This is a genomic window from Thermus thermophilus (assembly GCF_019974155.1).
Taxonomy (GTDB): domain Bacteria; phylum Deinococcota; class Deinococci; order Deinococcales; family Thermaceae; genus Thermus; species Thermus thermophilus_C.
In genome coordinates, this window is the sequence record NZ_AP025158.1 from 1,790,266 (window position 1) to 1,808,348 (window position 18,083).

General features: G+C 68.6%; 20 protein-coding genes and 1 tRNA gene. 17 read left to right on the forward strand and 4 right to left on the reverse strand.

The window, feature by feature from the left end; genetic code table 11:
- The first annotated feature begins 23 nt into the window (after nucleotides 1-23).
- From TthTMY_RS09640 to TthTMY_RS09650, 3 genes are all read left to right on the forward strand, one after another.
- The gene (locus tag TthTMY_RS09640; protein ID WP_223903219.1) at nucleotides 24-2,888 is read left to right on the forward strand and encodes an adenosylcobalamin-dependent ribonucleoside-diphosphate reductase; all 2,865 of its coding nucleotides are present in this window, start codon (nucleotides 24-26) and stop codon (nucleotides 2,886-2,888) included.
- 88 nt (nucleotides 2,889-2,976) lie between these two features.
- On the forward strand, nucleotides 2,977-3,588 hold the full coding sequence (locus TthTMY_RS09645; protein WP_096411110.1) for a phosphoribosylanthranilate isomerase: 612 nt from the start codon (nucleotides 2,977-2,979) through the stop codon (nucleotides 3,586-3,588).
- Nucleotides 3,585-4,379, forward strand: a complete 795-nt coding sequence (locus TthTMY_RS09650) for an inositol monophosphatase family protein (RefSeq protein ID WP_008631085.1) — start codon at nucleotides 3,585-3,587, stop codon at nucleotides 4,377-4,379. The genes TthTMY_RS09645 and TthTMY_RS09650 overlap by 4 nt, the downstream gene beginning before the upstream one ends.
- A gap of 53 nt (nucleotides 4,380-4,432) precedes the next feature.
- On the opposite strand, the gene cas6 is transcribed toward TthTMY_RS09650, so the two are convergent.
- The 4 genes from cas6 to TthTMY_RS09670 all read right to left on the reverse strand — a co-directional run bounded on the left by cas6 (nucleotide 4,433) and on the right by TthTMY_RS09670 (nucleotide 6,255).
- On the reverse strand, nucleotides 4,433-5,152 hold the full coding sequence (gene cas6 / locus TthTMY_RS09655; protein WP_223903220.1) for a CRISPR-associated endoribonuclease Cas6: 720 nt from the start codon (nucleotides 5,150-5,152) through the stop codon (nucleotides 4,433-4,435).
- Nucleotides 5,153-5,154: 2 nt separating this feature from the next.
- On the reverse strand, nucleotides 5,155-5,400 hold the full coding sequence (locus tag TthTMY_RS09660) for a hypothetical protein (RefSeq protein WP_096411111.1): 246 nt from the start codon (nucleotides 5,398-5,400) through the stop codon (nucleotides 5,155-5,157).
- 403 nt (nucleotides 5,401-5,803) lie between these two features.
- Nucleotides 5,804-5,879: transfer RNA gene (locus tag TthTMY_RS09665), tRNA-Ala, on the reverse strand.
- Between the two features lie 37 nt (nucleotides 5,880-5,916).
- Nucleotides 5,917-6,255 (reverse strand): hypothetical protein, encoded by a 339-nt coding sequence (locus tag TthTMY_RS09670; protein ID WP_096411112.1) that lies wholly within the window; start codon nucleotides 6,253-6,255, stop codon nucleotides 5,917-5,919.
- A gap of 63 nt (nucleotides 6,256-6,318) precedes the next feature.
- Here TthTMY_RS09670 and TthTMY_RS09675 point away from each other — a divergent pair, with 63 nt between their 5' ends.
- The 14 genes from TthTMY_RS09675 to nuoK all read left to right on the forward strand — a co-directional run bounded on the left by TthTMY_RS09675 (nucleotide 6,319) and on the right by nuoK (nucleotide 18,083).
- The gene (locus tag TthTMY_RS09675) at nucleotides 6,319-6,957 is read left to right on the forward strand and encodes a Rad52/Rad22 family DNA repair protein (RefSeq protein ID WP_096411113.1); all 639 of its coding nucleotides are present in this window, start codon (nucleotides 6,319-6,321) and stop codon (nucleotides 6,955-6,957) included.
- Nucleotides 6,954-7,697, forward strand: coding sequence for a metallophosphoesterase (locus tag TthTMY_RS09680; RefSeq protein WP_096411114.1), 744 nt, complete (start codon nucleotides 6,954-6,956; stop codon nucleotides 7,695-7,697). The genes TthTMY_RS09675 and TthTMY_RS09680 overlap by 4 nt, the downstream gene beginning before the upstream one ends.
- Complete coding sequence (gene rsmA / locus TthTMY_RS09685) at nucleotides 7,690-8,505, forward strand: 16S rRNA (adenine(1518)-N(6)/adenine(1519)-N(6))-dimethyltransferase RsmA (protein ID WP_096411115.1); 816 nt, start codon at nucleotides 7,690-7,692, stop codon at nucleotides 8,503-8,505. The genes TthTMY_RS09680 and rsmA overlap by 8 nt, the downstream gene beginning before the upstream one ends.
- A gap of 154 nt (nucleotides 8,506-8,659) precedes the next feature.
- On the forward strand, nucleotides 8,660-9,019 hold the full coding sequence (locus tag TthTMY_RS09690) for an NADH-quinone oxidoreductase subunit A (protein WP_096411116.1): 360 nt from the start codon (nucleotides 8,660-8,662) through the stop codon (nucleotides 9,017-9,019).
- Entirely contained in the window at nucleotides 9,010-9,555 is a 546-nt protein-coding gene (locus TthTMY_RS09695) for a NuoB/complex I 20 kDa subunit family protein (protein ID WP_096411117.1), read from the forward strand. Before TthTMY_RS09690 ends, TthTMY_RS09695 begins: the two co-directional genes overlap by 10 nt.
- A 3-nt stretch (nucleotides 9,556-9,558) precedes the next feature.
- Nucleotides 9,559-10,182 (forward strand): NADH-quinone oxidoreductase subunit C, encoded by a 624-nt coding sequence (locus TthTMY_RS09700; RefSeq protein WP_096411118.1) that lies wholly within the window; start codon nucleotides 9,559-9,561, stop codon nucleotides 10,180-10,182.
- A complete protein-coding gene (gene nuoD, locus TthTMY_RS09705; RefSeq protein WP_223903221.1) occupies nucleotides 10,179-11,408 on the forward strand; it encodes an NADH dehydrogenase (quinone) subunit D in 1,230 nt (409 codons plus the stop codon). Before TthTMY_RS09700 ends, nuoD begins: the two co-directional genes overlap by 4 nt.
- Before the next feature lie 10 nt (nucleotides 11,409-11,418).
- On the forward strand, nucleotides 11,419-11,964 hold the full coding sequence (nuoE, locus tag TthTMY_RS09710; RefSeq protein WP_096411119.1) for an NADH-quinone oxidoreductase subunit NuoE: 546 nt from the start codon (nucleotides 11,419-11,421) through the stop codon (nucleotides 11,962-11,964).
- Nucleotides 11,961-13,277, forward strand: a complete 1,317-nt coding sequence (gene nuoF, locus TthTMY_RS09715; protein ID WP_096411120.1) for an NADH-quinone oxidoreductase subunit NuoF — start codon at nucleotides 11,961-11,963, stop codon at nucleotides 13,275-13,277. The genes nuoE and nuoF overlap by 4 nt, the downstream gene beginning before the upstream one ends.
- 1 nt (nucleotide 13,278) lies before the next feature.
- Entirely contained in the window at nucleotides 13,279-15,630 is a 2,352-nt protein-coding gene (nuoG, locus tag TthTMY_RS09720; protein ID WP_096411121.1) for an NADH-quinone oxidoreductase subunit NuoG, read from the forward strand.
- Entirely contained in the window at nucleotides 15,627-16,724 is a 1,098-nt protein-coding gene (nuoH, locus tag TthTMY_RS09725; RefSeq protein ID WP_096411122.1) for an NADH-quinone oxidoreductase subunit NuoH, read from the forward strand. Before nuoG ends, nuoH begins: the two co-directional genes overlap by 4 nt.
- Nucleotides 16,721-17,269, forward strand: a complete 549-nt coding sequence (gene nuoI / locus TthTMY_RS09730; RefSeq protein ID WP_096411123.1) for an NADH-quinone oxidoreductase subunit NuoI — start codon at nucleotides 16,721-16,723, stop codon at nucleotides 17,267-17,269. The genes nuoH and nuoI overlap by 4 nt, the downstream gene beginning before the upstream one ends.
- Nucleotides 17,266-17,799, forward strand: coding sequence for an NADH-quinone oxidoreductase subunit J (locus TthTMY_RS09735; RefSeq protein ID WP_096411124.1), 534 nt, complete (start codon nucleotides 17,266-17,268; stop codon nucleotides 17,797-17,799). Before nuoI ends, TthTMY_RS09735 begins: the two co-directional genes overlap by 4 nt.
- Nucleotides 17,796-18,083, forward strand: a complete 288-nt coding sequence (nuoK, locus tag TthTMY_RS09740; protein ID WP_008631051.1) for an NADH-quinone oxidoreductase subunit NuoK — start codon at nucleotides 17,796-17,798, stop codon at nucleotides 18,081-18,083. Before TthTMY_RS09735 ends, nuoK begins: the two co-directional genes overlap by 4 nt.

Genomic DNA, 18,083 nt, shown 5'->3' on the forward strand with positions numbered 1-18,083 from the left:
TGGGGTTTGGGTGGAGGATGGATATGAGGGACGGGTATTTCTTTGACGAGCACGCGCAGGCCATCGCCAAGCGCCAGTACCTCCAGCCCGGGGACGGGGACATCCTGGGCATGTTCCGCCGCGTGGCCCGGGAGATCGCCAAGGTGGAGCGGGAGGAGGAGCGCTCCCAGTGGGAGGAGCGCTTCTTCCGCCTCATGGCCGAGAAGCGCTTCTCCCCCGGGGGGCGGATCCTCGCGGGGGCGGGCACCGTCCACGGCAACCTCCTCAACTGCTTCGTCCAGGGAGCCACGGAAAACCCCCCCGAGAGCTTCGCAGGCATCATGGAGGTGGCCAAGAAGCTCGCCCTGGTCACCAAGGTGGGCGGGGGCAACGGGGTGAACCTGGACCCCTACCGCTCCAAAGGGAAGAGGACACGGCGGGCCGTGGAGGGCGTGGCCTACCTCTCGGCGGAACACCCCGACGTGGAGGACTTCATCCGGGGCCTGATGCGCCCGCCCATCAACCCCGACGGGGCCAAGGAGGAGATCTCCCTCAAAAACTTCGCCCGGGTGGTCTACGGCGCCGTCTCCCCGGAGCTTAAGGCCCTGGCGGAGCGCTACGGGGTGCGTACGGTCAAGGAGCCCCCGGAAGGGCGCATCCTCGTTCCCGACGACATGGGGGGGATCATTGACGCCGCCCGGGAGGCCGCGGACCTGGCGCGCAAAGGCCAGAAGCCCCACGTGGACTTCTCCCTCCTCCGCCCCGAAGGCGCCCCCATCCGGGGAAGCGGCGGGACGAGCTCGGGGCCGGTGAGCTTCCTCTTTGAAATCTTTGACAACTTCCTGGAGTGGGTGGCCTGGGGGGCCGAGGAGGCGGGCCCCGTGGCCACCCTGCGCTACGTCTACGCCCCCGTGCTCCGGGTGGTACGCCAAGGCGGAACGAGGCGCGGCGCGGGGATGGCCACCCTCTCCATAGACCACCCCGACCTCCTGGACTTCCTCACCGCCAAGGACCTGGACCGGGAGAAGGCGGAGGGCGACATCTCCACCTTCAACATCTCCGTCCTGGCCACCGACCGCTTCCTGGAAGCGGTGGAAAAGGACGAGCTCTGGCCCGTGACCCCCATTGAGGTCCCCGGGAAGTACTACCCCTATCCCGTAGAGGGCCCCTACACGGGCAAGCTCCCTCCCCTCCCCGAGCGGGAGGACGGGGCCAAGGCCATCCCCCTCTACGGGGGGAAGGTCCCCGCCCGCTGGCTTTGGCACGAGATCGCCTGGCATGCCTGGGCCACGGGGGAGCCGGGGCTCATCTTCGTGGACCGGGTGAACGCGCTCTCGGCCTTGAAGGGTTTAGGGGAGCGTTATTGGATTCGTTCCACTAACCCCTGTGGCGAAATCCCGCTCACCGTGGGCGAGCCCTGCGACCTCGGGGCCATGAACCTCGCCGCCTACGTGAAGGACGGGGAGTTCCAGATGGAGGAGTTCCGCCGGGACGTCCGCACCGCCATCCGCTTCCTGGACAACGTCCTGGACGTGAACAAGTTCGCCCTCCCCGATAACGAAATGGCGGCGAAGAGGCTCAGGAGGCTTGGCCTCGGCCTCATGGGCTTGGCCGATGCCCTCATCAAGATGGGCCTCCCCTACGACTCGGAGGAGGCCAGGAGGAAGGTCTACGAGATCGTCTCCGCCATGCGCGAAGAGGCCATCCGGGCCTCCGAGGCCCTCGCCGAGGAGAGGGGCCCCTTCCCCCTCTACGAGGAGCACAGGGAGTACTTCCAGAGCCTCGGGATCCGCCCGCGGCGCAACGTGGCCCTCCTCACCGTGGCCCCCACGGGGACCACGAGCATGCTCATGGGGGTCTCCTCGGGGATTGAGCCCGTCTTCAGCCCCTTCGTCTGGCGCAGGATCGGCGGGGAGTACAAGCCCCTCCTCCACCCCCTCTTCGTGGAGCTCATGGAGGCCTACCCACCCGCGCCTGGCTTTGAGAAGGACGGGAAGTGGGACTGGGAGAAGATCGTTGAGGAGATCCAGAAGGACGGCCACGGCTCCGTGCAGAACCTCCCCTTCGTCCCTGAGGCCATAAGGCGAGTCTTCCTTTGTGCCCACGACATCCACCCCTTGGACCACGTGCGCATGCAGGGCGTGGTCCAAAGGGCCTTTGACGCCGAGGGGTACGCCGCCAACTCCATCTCCAAGACCATCAACCTCCCCAACCACGCCACGGTGGAGGATGTGGAGGCCGCCTACACCGAGGCCTACCGCACGGGGTGCAAGGGGATCACCGTCTACCGGGACGGCTCCCGGGAGTTCCAGGTCCTCACGGTGAAGAGGGAGGCCAAAGAGGAGAAGGCGGGGAAAAAGGAGGAGGCGAAGCCCCAGGAGACCAGGGCCCACGAGCCCGGCAGGCCCGTCTACGAGCGGCCCGGCCGCCTCATGGGCTTCACCGACATGGTCAAGCTCTTCGCCCCCGATGGGTCCAAGCGGAGCTTCCTCGTCACGGTGAACACCCTGGAGGGAAGGCCCATTGAGGTCATCCTCACCTCGGGCAAGGCCGGGGACGAGGCGAACGCCGACAGCGAGGCCCTAGGCCGGGTGGTCTCCATCGCCCTCCAGTACGGGGTACCCCCGGAGGCCATCGTGCGCACCCTCCGGGGCATCAACGGGGGGCTTTACGGCACCTACCAGGGCAGGCTCGTCTCCAGCAAGGCCGACCTCATCGCCGTGGCCCTGGAGACCGTCCCCCAGATGGCCCCAGGGGCCCCGGAGGACCTCTCCTCCGCCCCCGCCCTCTCGGGCGGCGGGATCGCCCTGGCCGGAGCCGCCCCCTGCCCCTCCTGCGGGGAGAGGACCCTGGTGCGGGAGGAGGGGTGCTGGAAGTGCCAGGCCTGCGGCTACGCCAAGTGCGGCTGAGGCGGCCCCGGAACACCCGGGGGAGGTCCTAGGGCCCCCAAAAAGCGCTCGGGCCGGGTCCAAAGGCCCGGCCCCTTATACTGGCCCTGTGCGGGTCAAGATCTGCGGCATCACCCGCCTGCAGGACGCCCTCCTCGCCGAGGCCCTGGGGGCCTTCGCCTTGGGCTTTGTCCTCGCCCCGGGCTCCCGCCGCAGGATCGCCCCGGAAGCCGCCCGGGCCATCGGAGAGGCCCTGGGCCCGTTCGTGGTGCGGGTAGGGGTCTTCCGCGACCAACCGCCCGAGGAGGTGCTCCGCCTTATGGAGGAGGCCCGGCTCCAGGTGGCCCAGCTCCACGGGGAGGAGCCCCCCGAGTGGGCGGAGGCCGTGGGGCGCTTCTACCCCGTGATCAAGGCCTTCCCCCTCGAGGGCCCCGCGCGGACCGAGTGGGCGGATTACCCCGCCCAGGCCCTCCTCCTGGACGGGAAGCGCCCGGGAAGCGGGGAGGCCTACCCCCGGGCCTGGGCCAAGCCCCTCCTCGCCACGGGAAGGCGGGTCATCCTGGCGGGGGGGATTGCCCCGGAGAACCTGGAGGAGGTCCTCGCCCTCAGGCCCTACGCCCTGGACCTGGCGAGCGGGGTGGAGGAGGCCCCCGGGGTGAAGAGCGCGGAGAGGCTGCGGGCCCTCTTCGCCCGCCTCGCCTCCCTTAGGATGGAAGGGTGATCGGGAGGCGCCACCCCTACTACCCGTACTTGGAGGCGGCCCTGGAGGCGGCGAGCCTCGCCCGAGGCATCCACCTCTACTACCTGGAAAAGGGCTTCACCGAAGGGACCAAGTCCGGCCCCACCGACTTGGTGACCCAGGCGGACCGGGAGGCGGAGGAGGCGGTGAAGGGCCTCCTCCTCTCCCGCTTCCCCGAAGCGGGGTTTCTGGGGGAGGAAGGGGGGAGTGAGGGCGGGAAGGCCCTCCGCTTCATCGTGGACCCGCTGGACGGGACGGTGAACTACGCCCACGGCTTCCCCTTCTTCGCGGTATCCATCGCCCTCGAGGCCGAGGGCGCCATCCAGATGGGCGTGGTGATGGACACCGCCCGGGGGGAGGTCTTCTACGCCCTGAGGGGGGAAGGGGCCTACCTCAACGGCCGCCCCATCCGGGTCACGGGGCGGGAGAGCCTCGTGGGAAGCCTCCTCGCCACAGGCTTCCCCTACGACGTGGCCAAAGACCCGGAAAACCTCACCTACTTTGAACGGGCCCTGCGCAAGGGCCTGCTCGTCCGCAGACCCGGGGCGGCGGCCCTGGACCTGGCCTACGTGGCCGCGGGGCGGCTGGAGGGCTTCTGGGAGGTGAAGCTGAACCCCTGGGACGTGGCGGCGGGGTGGCTCCTCGTGGAGGAGGCGGGGGGAAGGGTGACGGACCTCGAGGGGAACCCCTACCGCCTGGGCAGCCGCTACATCCTCGCCACCAACGGACGGGTCCACGAGGCCCTGCGCCGGACCCTCCTGGGCCTGGACTGAGGGCCTGCGAGGGCCTCCCCTTGGTCCGGCAGGGCGAAGCAGGCCCAAGGGGACTAGGGACTTTCCGCCCGGGCCCGGCCGTAGCCCAAGGAGGTCTTGGCCCCCACGCCGCTAAAGAAGGCGAAGCGGCCCAGGGCGGAAAGCCAAAGGGCCTCCTCCTCCGTGGCCCGGGGCAGGTGGTAGACCACCCGCCCCACGAAGCCCGCGGTGTCCACCTCCGTGCGGGCGGGGAGGGTGCGCCCCTCCAGGCTCCGCACCGTGGTCCTCTCCAAAAGGGCCTCCCTCACCCCTTCGGGGGCCTTCAGGGGGCCGAAGGCCTCGAGGCGCCGGAGAAGGCTTTCCAGCACCAGCCTTGGCTCGGGGACCGGGTAGTGGACCCCTTTTCTGCGGAAGAAGGTGGGGCTGGCGAAGCGCAGGGCGAGGTCCCGGGAAGGAGGCCCCTGGAAGAGGCGGGGATAGGTGGAAACCCCCGCCCAGGGGTGCCCCTCCTGGAGCACGGCCCGCACCCGAAAAGGAGGCCCAAGCCGCACCTCCTCCCCCTCCAGGGCGTAGAGGCGGGGGGCGAGGCGGGCGTAGAGCTCCTCCTTGAGGAGGCTCACCCGGGCCCAGGACCCCCCCTCCCGCCCCCCGAAGCCCAGGGCGAAGGGGTTTTCCCCCTGGTCGTGCACCTCCGGGGCCACCTCCCGAAGGAGGCCGTAGAAGAAGCCTCTGAGGCCCAAGGGCTCGGGGAGGCCTTCCCCCTCGAGGACCAGGACCAAGGCGGCGAGGACCACGGCTAAAACCCCGGGGAAACGGGCTTTGGGGAAAGGAGCCCGCGCCGAGCCCGGGCCGGGCAGGGGGGCCGGTCCGGGTCCAGAAGCCTGGCCCTCCGGCGGAGGTCCCCCAGAAGGCGGCCCTCCAGATGGCCCCAAAACCCAAAGCGCCGGACCCCCTCCCCGTGGCCTTTCAGGAGGTGGGTCGGCTTCCCCCGCAGGACGTGGTCCGGGAAGCCATACACCAGGGCAGAGAGGCGCTTTCCCATGGGGAAAGGCTAAGTGGTTGCACGTTGATTTCGCAACACGGGTCGCCCGAAATAAGGCTTGGGAAGGTCCTTTTGGGGCCCCCACCGCGGCGAAAGCCGCGGTGGGGTACTTAGCCAAAGGCCCCCGGGGGCCGCAATCCCTTGTGCCCTTCCTCCCCCTTCGCCCGGCTGGCCCCAAGGAAACCCTTTGCCGGGCCCCCATGCCGGCCCAAGCCCGCGTGGGGTGGCCTTACGAGGCCCAATCCCTCCGGAACGCCCCAAAGAACCCCGTCTTGGACGACGCTCTTAGAGGGAGTCTTGGGAAAAGCCTTCCTGAACCCCCACCGCGGGCGAAAGGGTGGGGCTTTAAGGAGGGGTGTCCCACCAAAAGCGTTTCCCCGGGGGCTTTGCCCCGGGGCGTTTCTGGTGGAGCCGACGGGACTCGAACCCGTGACCTCCTGAGTGCGATTCAGGCGCGCTCCCAACTGCGCCACGGCCCCGCGCGCCCTATATGGTACCGAGGGGCTTGGGCCTTGTCTAGTCCCCCTCTCTGAGCCGCACCTCCACCCGGCCCTTCTTGTCCTTCACGGAGAGCTTGGCCTTGGCCTTGCCCTTGCGGTACTCCGCCTTCCACTCGCCCTTCTTGACCTCGTACTTCACCCGCACCCAGCCCCGGCGGCGGAGGTCCTCGTCGTGGTAGCGGAAAACGGCCTCCGCCTGGGAAGCCTGGTACACCACCACGATCCCCTGGGGCTCGGTCGCCCGCTCCACCACCACCGCCTGGGGGAAGAGGTCCACCACCAAGGAGGCGGTGACCCTGAGCTCCAAAGCCCAGGCCAGGGCCAGGAAGGGAAGGAACGCCAGCCAACGCTTCATGCCCCCATCTTCGCTTTCCCCCAGGGCTTTGGGGTGAGAGAAACCTAAAGTAAACTAAAACGCATGGACGAAGTCTGGCGGAAACTGGCCGAACCCTTTCCCCCGGGGGAGGTGCAGTGGCGCGTGGAAGCCCTCTCCCGGGACAAGAAGCGGGCCCTGGTGGTCCCCTACGTGGACGCCCGCACCGTGTTGGACCGCCTGGACAAGGTGGTGGGTCCGGAGGGCTGGCACGACGCCTACGAGGTCCTCTCCGACGCGGAGCGCCAGGTGAAAGACGAAAGGGGCGAGAGGCGGGAGCGCCTTTGCGAGGTCAAGTGCCGCCTCACCGTCCTCGGGGTCACCAAGGAGGACGTGGGGGAGGGGGACTCCCTGAAGGCCGCCTTCTCCGACGCCCTCAAACGGGCGGCGGTGAAGTTCGGGGTGGGGCGGTACCTCTACCGCCTGGAGAAGCAGTGGGTGGACTACGACCCCGAGAAGGGCCGCTTCACCCCGCCCACGCTCCCCGAGGCGGAGCCGGAGGCCGAGACCGAGGAGGAGAAGCCGGAGGCCCACCGCCTCATTGACCAGCTCCTGGAAAGGCTCAAGGAGAAGGGGCTGGGCAAGGAGGCGGCCAGGATCGTGACCAAGTACGGGGGCTACGGCAAGACCCCCGAGGAGACGCGCAAGCTCTACGGGGAGCTACGGAGCCTGCTCAAGGGATGAGGGTCGTCGCCCTCGGGGACCTCCACGCCAACTTCCCTCTCCTCTGGCGGATCCTGCGCCGGGAGGGGCTCGCCGACGAGGGCTTCCGCCCCACGGAGGCCCTGCGCTCGGGGCGGGTGCGCCTCGTCCTCCTGGGGGACCTGGTCCACCCCAAGACCCCGAGGGACTACGCGCGGCTTATAGGCCTCGAGGCCTACGACCCCGAAGACCCCTTCCACCTCCGCCTGGCGGCGGGGGCGCAGATCCGGGAACTCTTCCGCCTAAAGGCCTTCCAGAAGGAGGCGGGGGACCACGTCACCATCCTCCTCGGCAACCACGAGGCCGCCCTCTTGGAGGGAAGCCCCATCCTGGGCAACCGGCACCTCAAGCACCTGGAGTTCCACCCGGAGCACGGGGGAAAGGCCCTCCCCGAGGCCTTGCGGTCCTGGATGGCCTCCTTCCCCAAGGAGCTCGTCCTAAAGGGCGTCCACTTCGCCCACGTGGGCCCCGTACCCTGGCTCCAGGAGTACGACGGCCTCTTCTACGCCCAGAACGAGGCCAAGACCTGGTGGTTCCTCACCCCCGAGTACGTGGAAAGGATGGGCTACCGCTACGGGGTCTACGGCCACACCCCCATGCCGGACGGCATCCTCCTCAAGGACCGCTTCGCCCTCATTGACGCCCTGGACCTGGGGGAGTACCTGGTCTTGGACCTCGAGGCCGACCCCCTAAGGCCCGAGGTGCGGCGCCTCCATGAGTAAGCTCGCCTCGCCCCAAGGCGTCCGCGCCCTCCTTGAGCGGCACGGGCTCTTCGCCGACAAGCGCTTCGGCCAGAACTTCCTGGTCTCGGAGGCTCACCTGCGCCGCATCGTGGAGGCGGCCCGGCCCTTCACCGGGCCCGTCTTTGAGGTGGGGCCGGGGCTTGGGGTCCTCACCCGGGCCCTCCTCGAGGCCGGGGCGGAGGTCACGGCCATAGAGAAGGACCTGCGCCTGAAGCCCGTCCTGCAGGAGACCCTTTCCGGCCTCCCGGTGCGCCTCGTCTTCCAGGACGCCCTCCTCTACCCCTGGGAGGAGGTGCCCCAGGGGAGCCTCCTCGTGGCCAACCTCCCCTACAACATCGCCACCCCCCTGGTCACCCGCCTCCTCAAGACCGGGCGCTTCGCCCGCCTCGTCTTCCTGGTGCAGAAGGAGGTGGCCGAGCGCATGACCGCAAGGCCCAAGACCCCGGCCTACGGGGTCCTCACCCTCCGGGTGGCCCACCACGCCGTGGCGGAGAGGCTCTTTGACCTCCCCCCTGGGGCCTTCTTTCCCCCGCCCAAGGTGTGGAGCAGCCTGGTGCGCCTCACCCCCACGGGCGCCCCGGACGACCCCGGCCTCTTCCGCCTCGTTGAGGCCGCCTTCTCCAAGCGGCGCAAGACCCTCCTCAACGCCCTGGCCGCGGCCGGCTACCCCAAGGCGCGGGTGGAGGAGGCCCTGAGGGCCTTGGGCCTACCCCCGGAGGTCCGGGCGGAGGCCTTGGACCTCGAGGCCTTCCGCCGGCTGAGGGAGGGCCTCGAGGGGGCGGTGTAGGCCCGCCTCCCTTCCCTACACCGCCCCTTCCCCTTCTGTGTAGCCCACCCCCTTGCGCCCCACCCTGGGGTGATAAGATGGGCGGGAAATGAGGCCGGCCCCTATGGGGCTTTGGGGACCGGTTTCGTGAAGAAAGGCACGAAAGGAGGGGACCTTGGCGCCGATCCAAGAGTACGTGGGCACGCTGGTCTACGTGGGGGTGGCCCTCTTCATCGGGGTGGCGGCCCTTTTGGTGGGGGCCCTCCTCGGCCCCAAGAAGCCCGGGCGGGCCAAGCTCATGCCCTACGAGTCGGGGAACGACCCCGCCGGGGAGGTGAAGCGCTTTCCCGTCCACTTCTACGTGGTGGCCATGCTCTTCATCCTCTTTGACGTGGAGGTGGCCTTCCTTTGGCCCTACGCCGTGAGCGCAGGGGGGCTTGGCCTCTACGGCTTTTTGGGGGTCCTGGCCTTCACCCTCCTCCTCTTCGTGGGCTTCCTCTACGAGTGGTGGAAGGGGGTGATGCGGTGGCACTGAAGGACCTCTTTGAGCGGGACGTCCAGGAGCTGGAGAGGGAGGGGATCCTCTTCACCACCCTGGAGAAGCTCGTGGCCTGGGGGCGGAGCAACTCCCTGTGGCCCGCCACCTTCGGCCTCGCCTGTTGCGCCATTGAGATGATGGCCTCCACGGACGCCCGCAACGACCTGGCCCGCTTCGGGAGCGAGGTCTTCCGCGCAAGCCCCCGCCAGGCGGACGTGATGATCGTGGCCGGGAGGCTTTCCAAGAAGATGGCCCCGGTGATGCGCCGGGTCTGGGAGCAGATGCCCGACCCCAAGTGGGTGATCTCCATGGGGGCCTGCGCGAGCTCGGGAGGCATGTTCAACAACTACGCCATCGTGCAGAACGTGGACTCCGTGGTGCCTGTGGACGTCTACGTGCCCGGCTGCCCCCCCAGGCCCGAGGCCCTGATCTACGCGGTGATGCAACTGCAGAAGAAGGTGCGGGGCCAGGCCTACAACGAGCGGGGGGAGAGGCTTCCCCCGGTGGCGGCCTGGAAGCGGGCGAGGGGGTGAGGCATGCGGCTAGAGCGCGTCCTGGAAGAGGCCCGGGCCAAAGGCTACCCCATAGAGGACAACGGCCTCGGCAACCTCTGGGTGGTCCTGCCAAGGGAGCGCTTCAAGGAGGAGATGGCCCGGTACAAGGAGATGGGCTTCAACTACCTGGCGGACATCGTGGGCCTGGACTACCTGACCTACCCGGAGAGGAAGCCCGAGCGCTTCGCCGTGGTCTACGAGCTCGTCTCCCTCCCGGGCTGGAAGGACGGGGACGGGAGCCGCTTCTTCGCCCGGGTCTACGTGCCCGAGGAGGACCCCAGGCTCCCCACGGTCACCGACCTCTGGGGGAGCGCCAACTTCCTGGAACGGGAGGTTTACGACATGTTCGGCATCGTCTTTGAGGGCCACCCCGACCTCCGCAAGATCCTCACCCCGGAGGACCTCGAGGGCCACCCCTTGCGCAAGGACTACCCCTTGGGGGAGACCCCCACCCTCTTCCGCGAGGGGCGGTACATCATCCCGGCGGAGTTCCGCGCCGCCCTCACCGGCAAGGACCCCGGCCTCACCTTCTACAAGGGCGGGAGCCGCAAGGGCTACAGGTCCCTTTGGGCCGACCTGAAGAAGGCCCGGGAGGTTAAAGGATGAGGGAAGAGTTCCTGGAGGAGATCCCCCTAGACGCCCCCCCGGAGGAGGCCAAGGAGCTCCGCACCGAGGTGATGACCCTGAACGTGGGCCCCCAGCACCCCTCCACCCACGGGGTACTCCGCCTCATGGTGACCCTCTCCGGGGAGGAGGTCCTGGAGGTGGTGCCCCACATCGGCTACCTCCACACGGGCTTTGAGAAGACCATGGAGCACCGCACCTACCTCCAGAACCTCACCTACACGCCCCGGATGGACTACCTCCACTCCTTCGCTCACGACCTGGCCTACGCCCTGGCGGTGGAGAAGCTGGTGGGGGCCGTGGTGCCCCCCCGGGCGGAAACCATACGGGTCATCCTGAACGAGCTTTCCCGCCTGGCGAGCCACCTGGTCTTCCTGGGGACGGGGCTTTTGGACCTCGGGGCCCTCACCCCCTTCTTCTACGCCTTCCGCGAGCGCGAAACCATCCTGGACCTCTTTGAGTGGGTCACGGGCCAGCGCTTCCACCACAACTACATCCGCATCGGCGGGGTGAAGGAAGACCTCCCCGAGGAGTTCGTCCCCGAGCTCAAGAAGTTCCTGGAGGTCATGCCCCACCGCATTGACGAGTACGAGGCCCTCTTCGCCGAAAGCCCCATCTTCTACGAGAGGGCCCGGGGCGTGGGGGTGATCCCGCCCGAGGTGGCCATCCATCTCGGCCTCACCGGGGGGTCCCTAAGGGCGAGCGGGGTGAACTACGACGTGCGCAAGGCCTACCCCTACTCGGGCTACGAGACCTACACCTTTGACGTGCCCCTGGGGGAGAGGGGGGACGTGTTTGACCGGATGCTCGTCCGCATCCGGGAGATGCGGGAATCGGTGAAGATCATCCGGCAGGCCCTGGAGCGCCTAGAACCGGGCCCCGTCCGCGACCCCAACCCCCAGATCACCCCGCCCCCCCGCCCCCTCCTGGAGACCTCCATGGAGGCGGTCATCTACCACTTCAAGCACTACACCGAGGGCTTCCACCCCCCCAAGGGGGAGGTCTACGTGCCCACGGAGTCGGCCCGGGGGGAACTCGGCTACTACATCGTCTCCGACGGCGGCTCCATGCCCTACCGGGTCAAGGTGCGGGCGCCGAGCTTCGTCAACCTGCAAAGCCTCCCCTATGCCTGCAAGGGGGAGCAGGTCCCCGACATGGTGGCCATCATCGCCAGCCTTGACCCCGTGATGGGGGACGTGGACCGCTAAGGGAGGGAAGATGGGGTTCTTTGACGACAAGCAGGACTTTCTGGAGGAGACCTTCGCCAAGTACCCGCCGGAAGGGCGCCGCGCCGCCATCATGCCCCTCCTTAGGCGGGTGCAGCAGGAGGAGGGCTGGATCCGGCCCGAGCGCATAGAGGAGATCGCCCGCCTCGTGGGCACCACCCCCACGGAGGTCATGGGGGTGGCGAGCTTCTACTCCTACTACCAGTTCGTGCCCACCGGGCGCTACCACCTCCAGGTCTGCGCCACCCTAAGCTGCAAGCTCGCCGGGGCCGAGGAGCTTTGGGACTACCTCACCGAGACCCTGGGCATCGGCCCGGGGGAGGTGACCCCGGACGGGCTTTTCAGCGTGCAGAAGGTGGAGTGCCTGGGAAGCTGCCACACCGCCCCCGTGGTCCAGGTGAACGACGAGCCCTACGTGGAGTGCGTGACCCGGGCGAGGCTTGAGGCCCTTCTCGCGGGCCTCAGGGCGGGGAAGCGGCTTGGGGAGATTGAGCTTCCCGGCAAGTGCGGCCACCACGTGCACGAGGTGGAGGTATGACGGGCCCCATCGTCTCTGGACTTGACCCCAGGTTCCAAAGGACCCTCTACGCCCACGTGGGGAAGGAGGGGTCTTGGACCCTGGACTACTACCTCCGGCACGGGGGGTACGAGACGGCGAAGCGCGTCCTTAAGGAGAAGACCCCGGACGAGGTCATAGAGGAGGTGAAGCGCTCAGGGCTCAGGGGCCGGGGCGGGGCGGGCTTCCCCACGGGGCTCAAGTGGAGCTTCATGCCCAAGGACGACGGGAAGCAACACTACCTCATCTGCAACGCCGACGAGTCCGAGCCCGGGAGCTTCAAGGACCGGTACATCCTGGAGGACGTCCCCCACCTCCTCATTGAGGGGATGATCCTCGCCGGGTACGCCATCCGGGCCACGGTGGGCTACATCTACGTCCGCGGGGAGTACCGCCGGGCGGCGGACCGGCTAGAACAAGCCATCAAGGAGGCCCGGGCCCGGGGCTACCTGGGGAAGAACCTCTTCGGCACGGACTTCTCCTTTGACCTCCACGTCCACCGGGGGGCCGGGGCCTACATCTGCGGCGAGGAGACGGCCCTCATGAACTCCCTGGAGGGCCTTAGGGCGAACCCCCGCTTGAAGCCCCCCTTCCCCGCCCAGGCGGGGCTTTGGGGCAAGCCCACCACCATCAACAACGTGGAGACCCTGGCCTCCGTGGTGCCCATCATGGAACGGGGGGCCGACTGGTTCGCGGGGATGGGCACGGAGCAGTCCAAGGGGATGAAGCTCTACCAGATCTCCGGGCCCGTGAAACGCCCCGGGGTGTACGAGCTCCCCATGGGCACCACGTTCCGCGAGCTCATCTACGAGTGGGCGGGCGGGCCCCTGGAGCCCATCCAGGCCCTCATCCCCGGGGGGTCCTCCACCCCGCCTCTGCCCTTCACGGACGAGGTCCTGGACACCCCCATGAGCTACGAGCACCTGCAGGCCAAGGGCTCCATGCTGGGAACAGGGGGCGTGATCCTCATCCCCGAACGGGTGAGCATGGTGGACGCCATGTGGAACCTCACCCGCTTCTACGCCCACGAGTCCTGCGGCAAGTGCACCCCCTGCCGGGAGGGGGTGGCGGGGTTCATGGTGAACCTCTTCGCCAAGATCGGCACCGGCCAGGGGGAGGAGAAGGACGTGGAGAACCTGGAAGCCCTCCTCCCCCTCATTGAAGGGCGGAGCTTCTGCCCCCTGGCGGACGCGGCGGTGTGGCCGGTGAAGGGCTCGCTAAGGCACTTCAAGGATCAGTACCTGGCCCTGGTGCGGGAGAAGCGCCCCGTGCCCAGGCCTTCCCTCTGGAGGTGAGATGGTCCGGGTCAAGGTGAACGACCGCATCGTGGAGGTGCCCCCGGGGACGAGCGTCATGGACGCCGTCTTCCACGCGGGGTACGACGTGCCCCTCTTCTGCTCGGAGCGCTACCTCTCCCCCATCGGGGCCTGCCGCATGTGCCTGGTGCGGGTGGGCCTTCCCAAAAAGGGCCCCGACGGGAAGCCCCTCCTCAACGAGAAGGGCGAGCCCGAGATCCAGTGGCAGCCCAAGCTCGCCGCAAGCTGCGTGACGGCGGTGGCGGACGGGATGGTGGTGGACACCCTCTCGGACGTGGTACGGGAGGCCCAGGCGGGGATGGTGGAGTTCACCCTCTTAAACCACCCCTTGGACTGCCCCACCTGCGACAAGGGCGGGGCCTGCGAGCTCCAGGACCGCACCGTGGAGTACGGGCTTTACGAGAAGTACTACCAGAAGGGCCCCCTGGAGCTTCCCGTCTACACCCGCTTTGAGTTCACCCGCCGCCACGTGGACAAGCACCATCCCCTCTCCCCCTTCGTCATCCTGGACCGGGAGCGGTGCATCCACTGCAAGCGGTGCGTGCGCTACTTTGAGGAGGTCCCCGGGGACGAGGTCCTGGACTTCATTGAGCGGGGGGTGCACACCTTCATCGGCACCATGGACTTCGGTCTCCCCTCGGGCTTCTCCGGGAACATCACGGACATCTGCCCCGTGGGGGCCCTTCTGGACCTCACCGCCCGCTTCCGCGCCCGGAACTGGGAGATGGAGGAGACCCCCACCACCTGCGCCCTCTGCCCCGTGGGGTGCGGGATCACCGCGGACACCCGTAGCGGCGAGCTCCTAAGGGTGCGGGCCCGGGAGGTGCCCGAGGTCAACGAGATCTGGATCTGCGACGCGGGCCGCTTCGGCCACGAGTGGGCGGACCAAAACCGCCTCAAGACCCCCCTGGTGCGGAAGGAGGGGAGGCTCGTGGAGGCCACCTGGGAGGAGGCCTTCCTCGCCCTCAAGGAGGGCCTGAAGGGGGCGAGGGGCGAGGAGGTGGGGCTTTACCTGGCCCACGACGCCACCCTAGAGGAAGGCCTCCTGGCCTCCGAGCTCGCCAAGGCCCTGAAGACCCCCCACCTGGACTTCCAGGGCCGCACCGCCGCCCCGGCGAGCCTCTTCCCGGCGGCCACCCTGGAGGACCTCCTCCAGGCGGACTTCGCCCTGGTTCTGGGGGACCCCACGGAGGAAGCCCCCATCCTCCACCTCCGCCTCTCCGAGTTCGTGCGCGACCTCAAGCCCCCCCACCGCTACAACCACGGCACCCCCTTCGCCGACCTGCAGATCAAGGAAAGGATGCCCCGCCGCACGGACAAGATGGCCCTCTTCGCCCCGTACCGCGCCCCCCTCATGCGGTGGGCCGCCATCCACGGGGTCCACAGGCCCGGGGAGGAGCGGGAGATCCTCCTCGCCCTCCTCGGGGAGAAGGAGGGGAGCGAAACGGTGGCGAAGGCGAAGGAGGCCTGGGAGAAGGCGAAGAACCCGGTGCTCATCCTCGGGGCCGGTGTCCTCCAGGACGCCGTGGCCGCGGAAAGGGCCCGCCTTCTCGCCGAGCGCAAGGGGGCCAAGGTCCTCGCCATGACCCCGGCGGCGAACGCCCGGGGCCTCGAGGCCATGGGGGTCCTCCCCGGGGCGAAGGGGGCCTCCTGGGACGAACCCGGGGCCCTCTACGCCTACTACGGCTTCGTGCCCCCGGAGGAGGCCCTTAAGGGCAAGCGCTTCGTGGTGATGCACCTAAGCCACCTCCACCCCCTGGCGGAGCGCCACGCCCACGTGGTCCTCCCCGCCCCCACCTTCTACGAGAAGCGGGGGCACCTCGTGAACCTGGAGGGCCGGGTCCTCCCCCTAAGCCCCGCCCCCATAGAGAACGGGGAGGCGGAGGGCGCCCTCCAGGTCCTCGCCCTCCTGGCCGAGGCCCTGGGGGTGAGGCCCCCCTTCCGGCTCCACCTCGAGGCGCAGAAGGCGCTGAAGGCCCGGAAGGTCCCGGAGGCCATGGGCCGCCTCTCTTTCCGCCTCAAGGAACTCCGGCCCAAGGAGCGGGAGGGCGCCTTCTACCTCCGGCCCACCATGTGGAAGGCCCACCAGGCGGTGGGCAAGGCCCAAGAGGCGGCCCGGGCGGAACTCTGGGCCCACCCGGAGACGGCGCGGGCCGAGGCCCTGCCCGAGGGGGCCCAGGTGGCCGTGGAGACCCCCTTCGGCCGGGTGGAGGCCCGGGTGGTCCACCGGGAGGACGTGCCCAAAGGCCACCTCTACCTCTCGGCCCTGGGGCCCGCGGCGGGCCTCCGGGTGGAGGGGCGCGTCCTGGTGCCCGCGGGAGGTGAAGCGTGACCTGGTCCTACCCCGTAGACCCCTATTGGATGGTGGCCCTGAAGGCCCTCTTGGTGGTGGTGGGCCTCCTCACCGCCTTCGCCTTCATGACCCTCGTTGAGCGGCGGCTCCTCGCCCGCTTCCAGGTGCGCATGGGGCCGAACCGGGTGGGGCCCTTTGGCCTCCTCCAGCCCCTCGCCGACGCCATCAAGAGCATCTTCAAGGAAGACATCGTGGTGGCCCAGGCGGACCGGTTCCTCTTCGTCCTCGCCCCCCTCATCTCCGTGGTCTTCGCCCTCCTCGCCTTCGGGCTCATCCCCTTTGGCCCGCCGGGAAGCTTCTTCGGCTACCAGCCCTGGGTGATCAACCTGGACCTGGGGATCCTCTACCTCTTCGCCGTGAGCGAGCTCGCCGTCTACGGGATCTTCCTCTCCGGGTGGGCCTCGGGGAGCAAGTACAGCCTCTTGGGCTCCCTTCGCTCCTCGGCGAGCCTCATCTCCTACGAGCTCGGCCTGGGCCTCGCCCTCCTCGCCCCCGTGCTCCTCGTGGGCAGCCTCAACCTGAACGACATCGTGAACTGGCAGAAGGAGCACGGCTGGCTCTTCCTCTACGCCTTCCCCGCCTTCTTGGTCTACCTCATCGCCAGCATGGCCGAGGCCGCCCGCACCCCCTTTGACCTCCCCGAAGCGGAGCAGGAACTCGTGGGCGGGTACCACACGGAGTACAGCTCCATCAAGTGGGCCCTCTTCCAGATGGCGGAGTACATCCACTTCATCACCGCCAGCGCCCTCATCCCCACCCTCTTCCTGGGCGGCTGGACCATGCCCGTCCTCGAGGTCCCCTACCTCTGGATGTTCCTCAAGATCGCCTTCTTCCTCTTCCTCTTCATCTGGATCCGGGCCACCTGGTTCCGCCTGCGCTACGACCAGCTCCTCCGCTTCGGCTGGGGCTTCCTCTTCCCGGTGGCCCTCCTCTGGTTCCTCATCACCGCCCTCGTGGTGGCCCTGGACCTCCCCAGGACCTACCTCCTCTACCTCTCCGCCCTGAGCTTCCTCGCCCTTCTCTGGGCGGTCCTCTACACCCCTAAGCCCGCCCGCAAAGGAGGTGGCGCATGACCCTGAAGGCCCTCGCCCAAAGCCTCGGCATCACCCTGAAGTACCTCTTCTCCAAGCCGGTGACCGTCCCCTACCCCGACGCCCCCGTGGCCCTGAAGCCCCGCTTCCACGGGCGGCACGTCCTCACCCGCCACCCGAACGGCCTGGAGAAGTGCATCGGCTGCTCCCTCTGCGCCGCCGCCTGCCCCGCCTACGCCATCTACGTGGAGCCGGCGGAGAACGACCCGGAAAACCCGGTCTCCGCGGGGGAGCGCTACGCCAAGGTCTACGAGATCAACATGCTCCGGTGCATCTTCTGCGGCCTCTGCGAGGAGGCCTGCCCCACGGGGGCCATCGTCCTGGGGTACGACTTTGAGATGGCGGACTACGAGTACTCCGACCTCGTCTACGGCAAGGAGGACATGCTGGTGGACGTGGTGGGCACCAAGCCCCAGCGCCGCGAGGCCAAGATGACGGGCAAGCCGGTGAAGGTGGGCTACGTGGTGCCCTACGTGCGGCCCGAGCTGGAGGGGTTCAAGGCCCCCACGGAAGGGGGGAAGCGATGAGCCCCTTTGAAGGCCTGGCCCTCTTCCTCCTCCTCCTGAGCGGGGTCCTGGTGGTGACCCTAAGAAACGCCATCCACGCCGCCTTGGCCCTGATCCTAAACTTTCTTGTGCTGGCCGGGGTCTACGTGGCCCTGGACGCCCGCTTTTTAGGCTTTATCCAGATCATCGTCTACGCCGGGGCCATCGTGGTCCTCTTCCTCTTCGTCATCATGCTCCTCTTCGCCGCCCAGGGGGAGGTGGGCTTTGACCCCCTGGTGCGTTCCAAGCCCCTCGCCGCCCTCTTGGCCTTAGGGGTGGCGGGGGCCCTCCTCTCGGGGCTTTGGGGGCTGGACCTCGCCTTCACCCAGGACCTCAAAGGCGGCCTTCCCCAGGCCCTGGGACCCCTGCTCTACGGCGACTGGCTCTTCGTCCTCCTTGCGGCAGGCTTCCTCCTCATGGCCGCCACGGTGGTGGCCGTGGCCCTGGTGGAGCCCGCCCGTCCCCTGGACGCCCTGCCCCGGGAAGAGCGGGAGAAGGAGGTGGTGCGGTGAGCTACCTCCTCGCCTCCGCCCTCCTCTTCGCCCTCGGGGTCTACGGGGTCCTCACCCGGAGGACCGCCATCCTGGTCTTCCTCTCCATTGAGCTCATGCTGAACGCGGCCAACCTCTCCCTGGTGGGCTTCGCCCGGGCCTATGGACTTGACGGCCAGGTGGCCGCCCTCATGGTCATCGCCATCGCCGCCGCCGAGGTGGCCGTGGGCCTCGGCCTCATCGTGGCCATCTTCCGCCACCGGGAAAGCACCGCGGTGGACGACCTCTCGGAGCTTCGGGGGTAA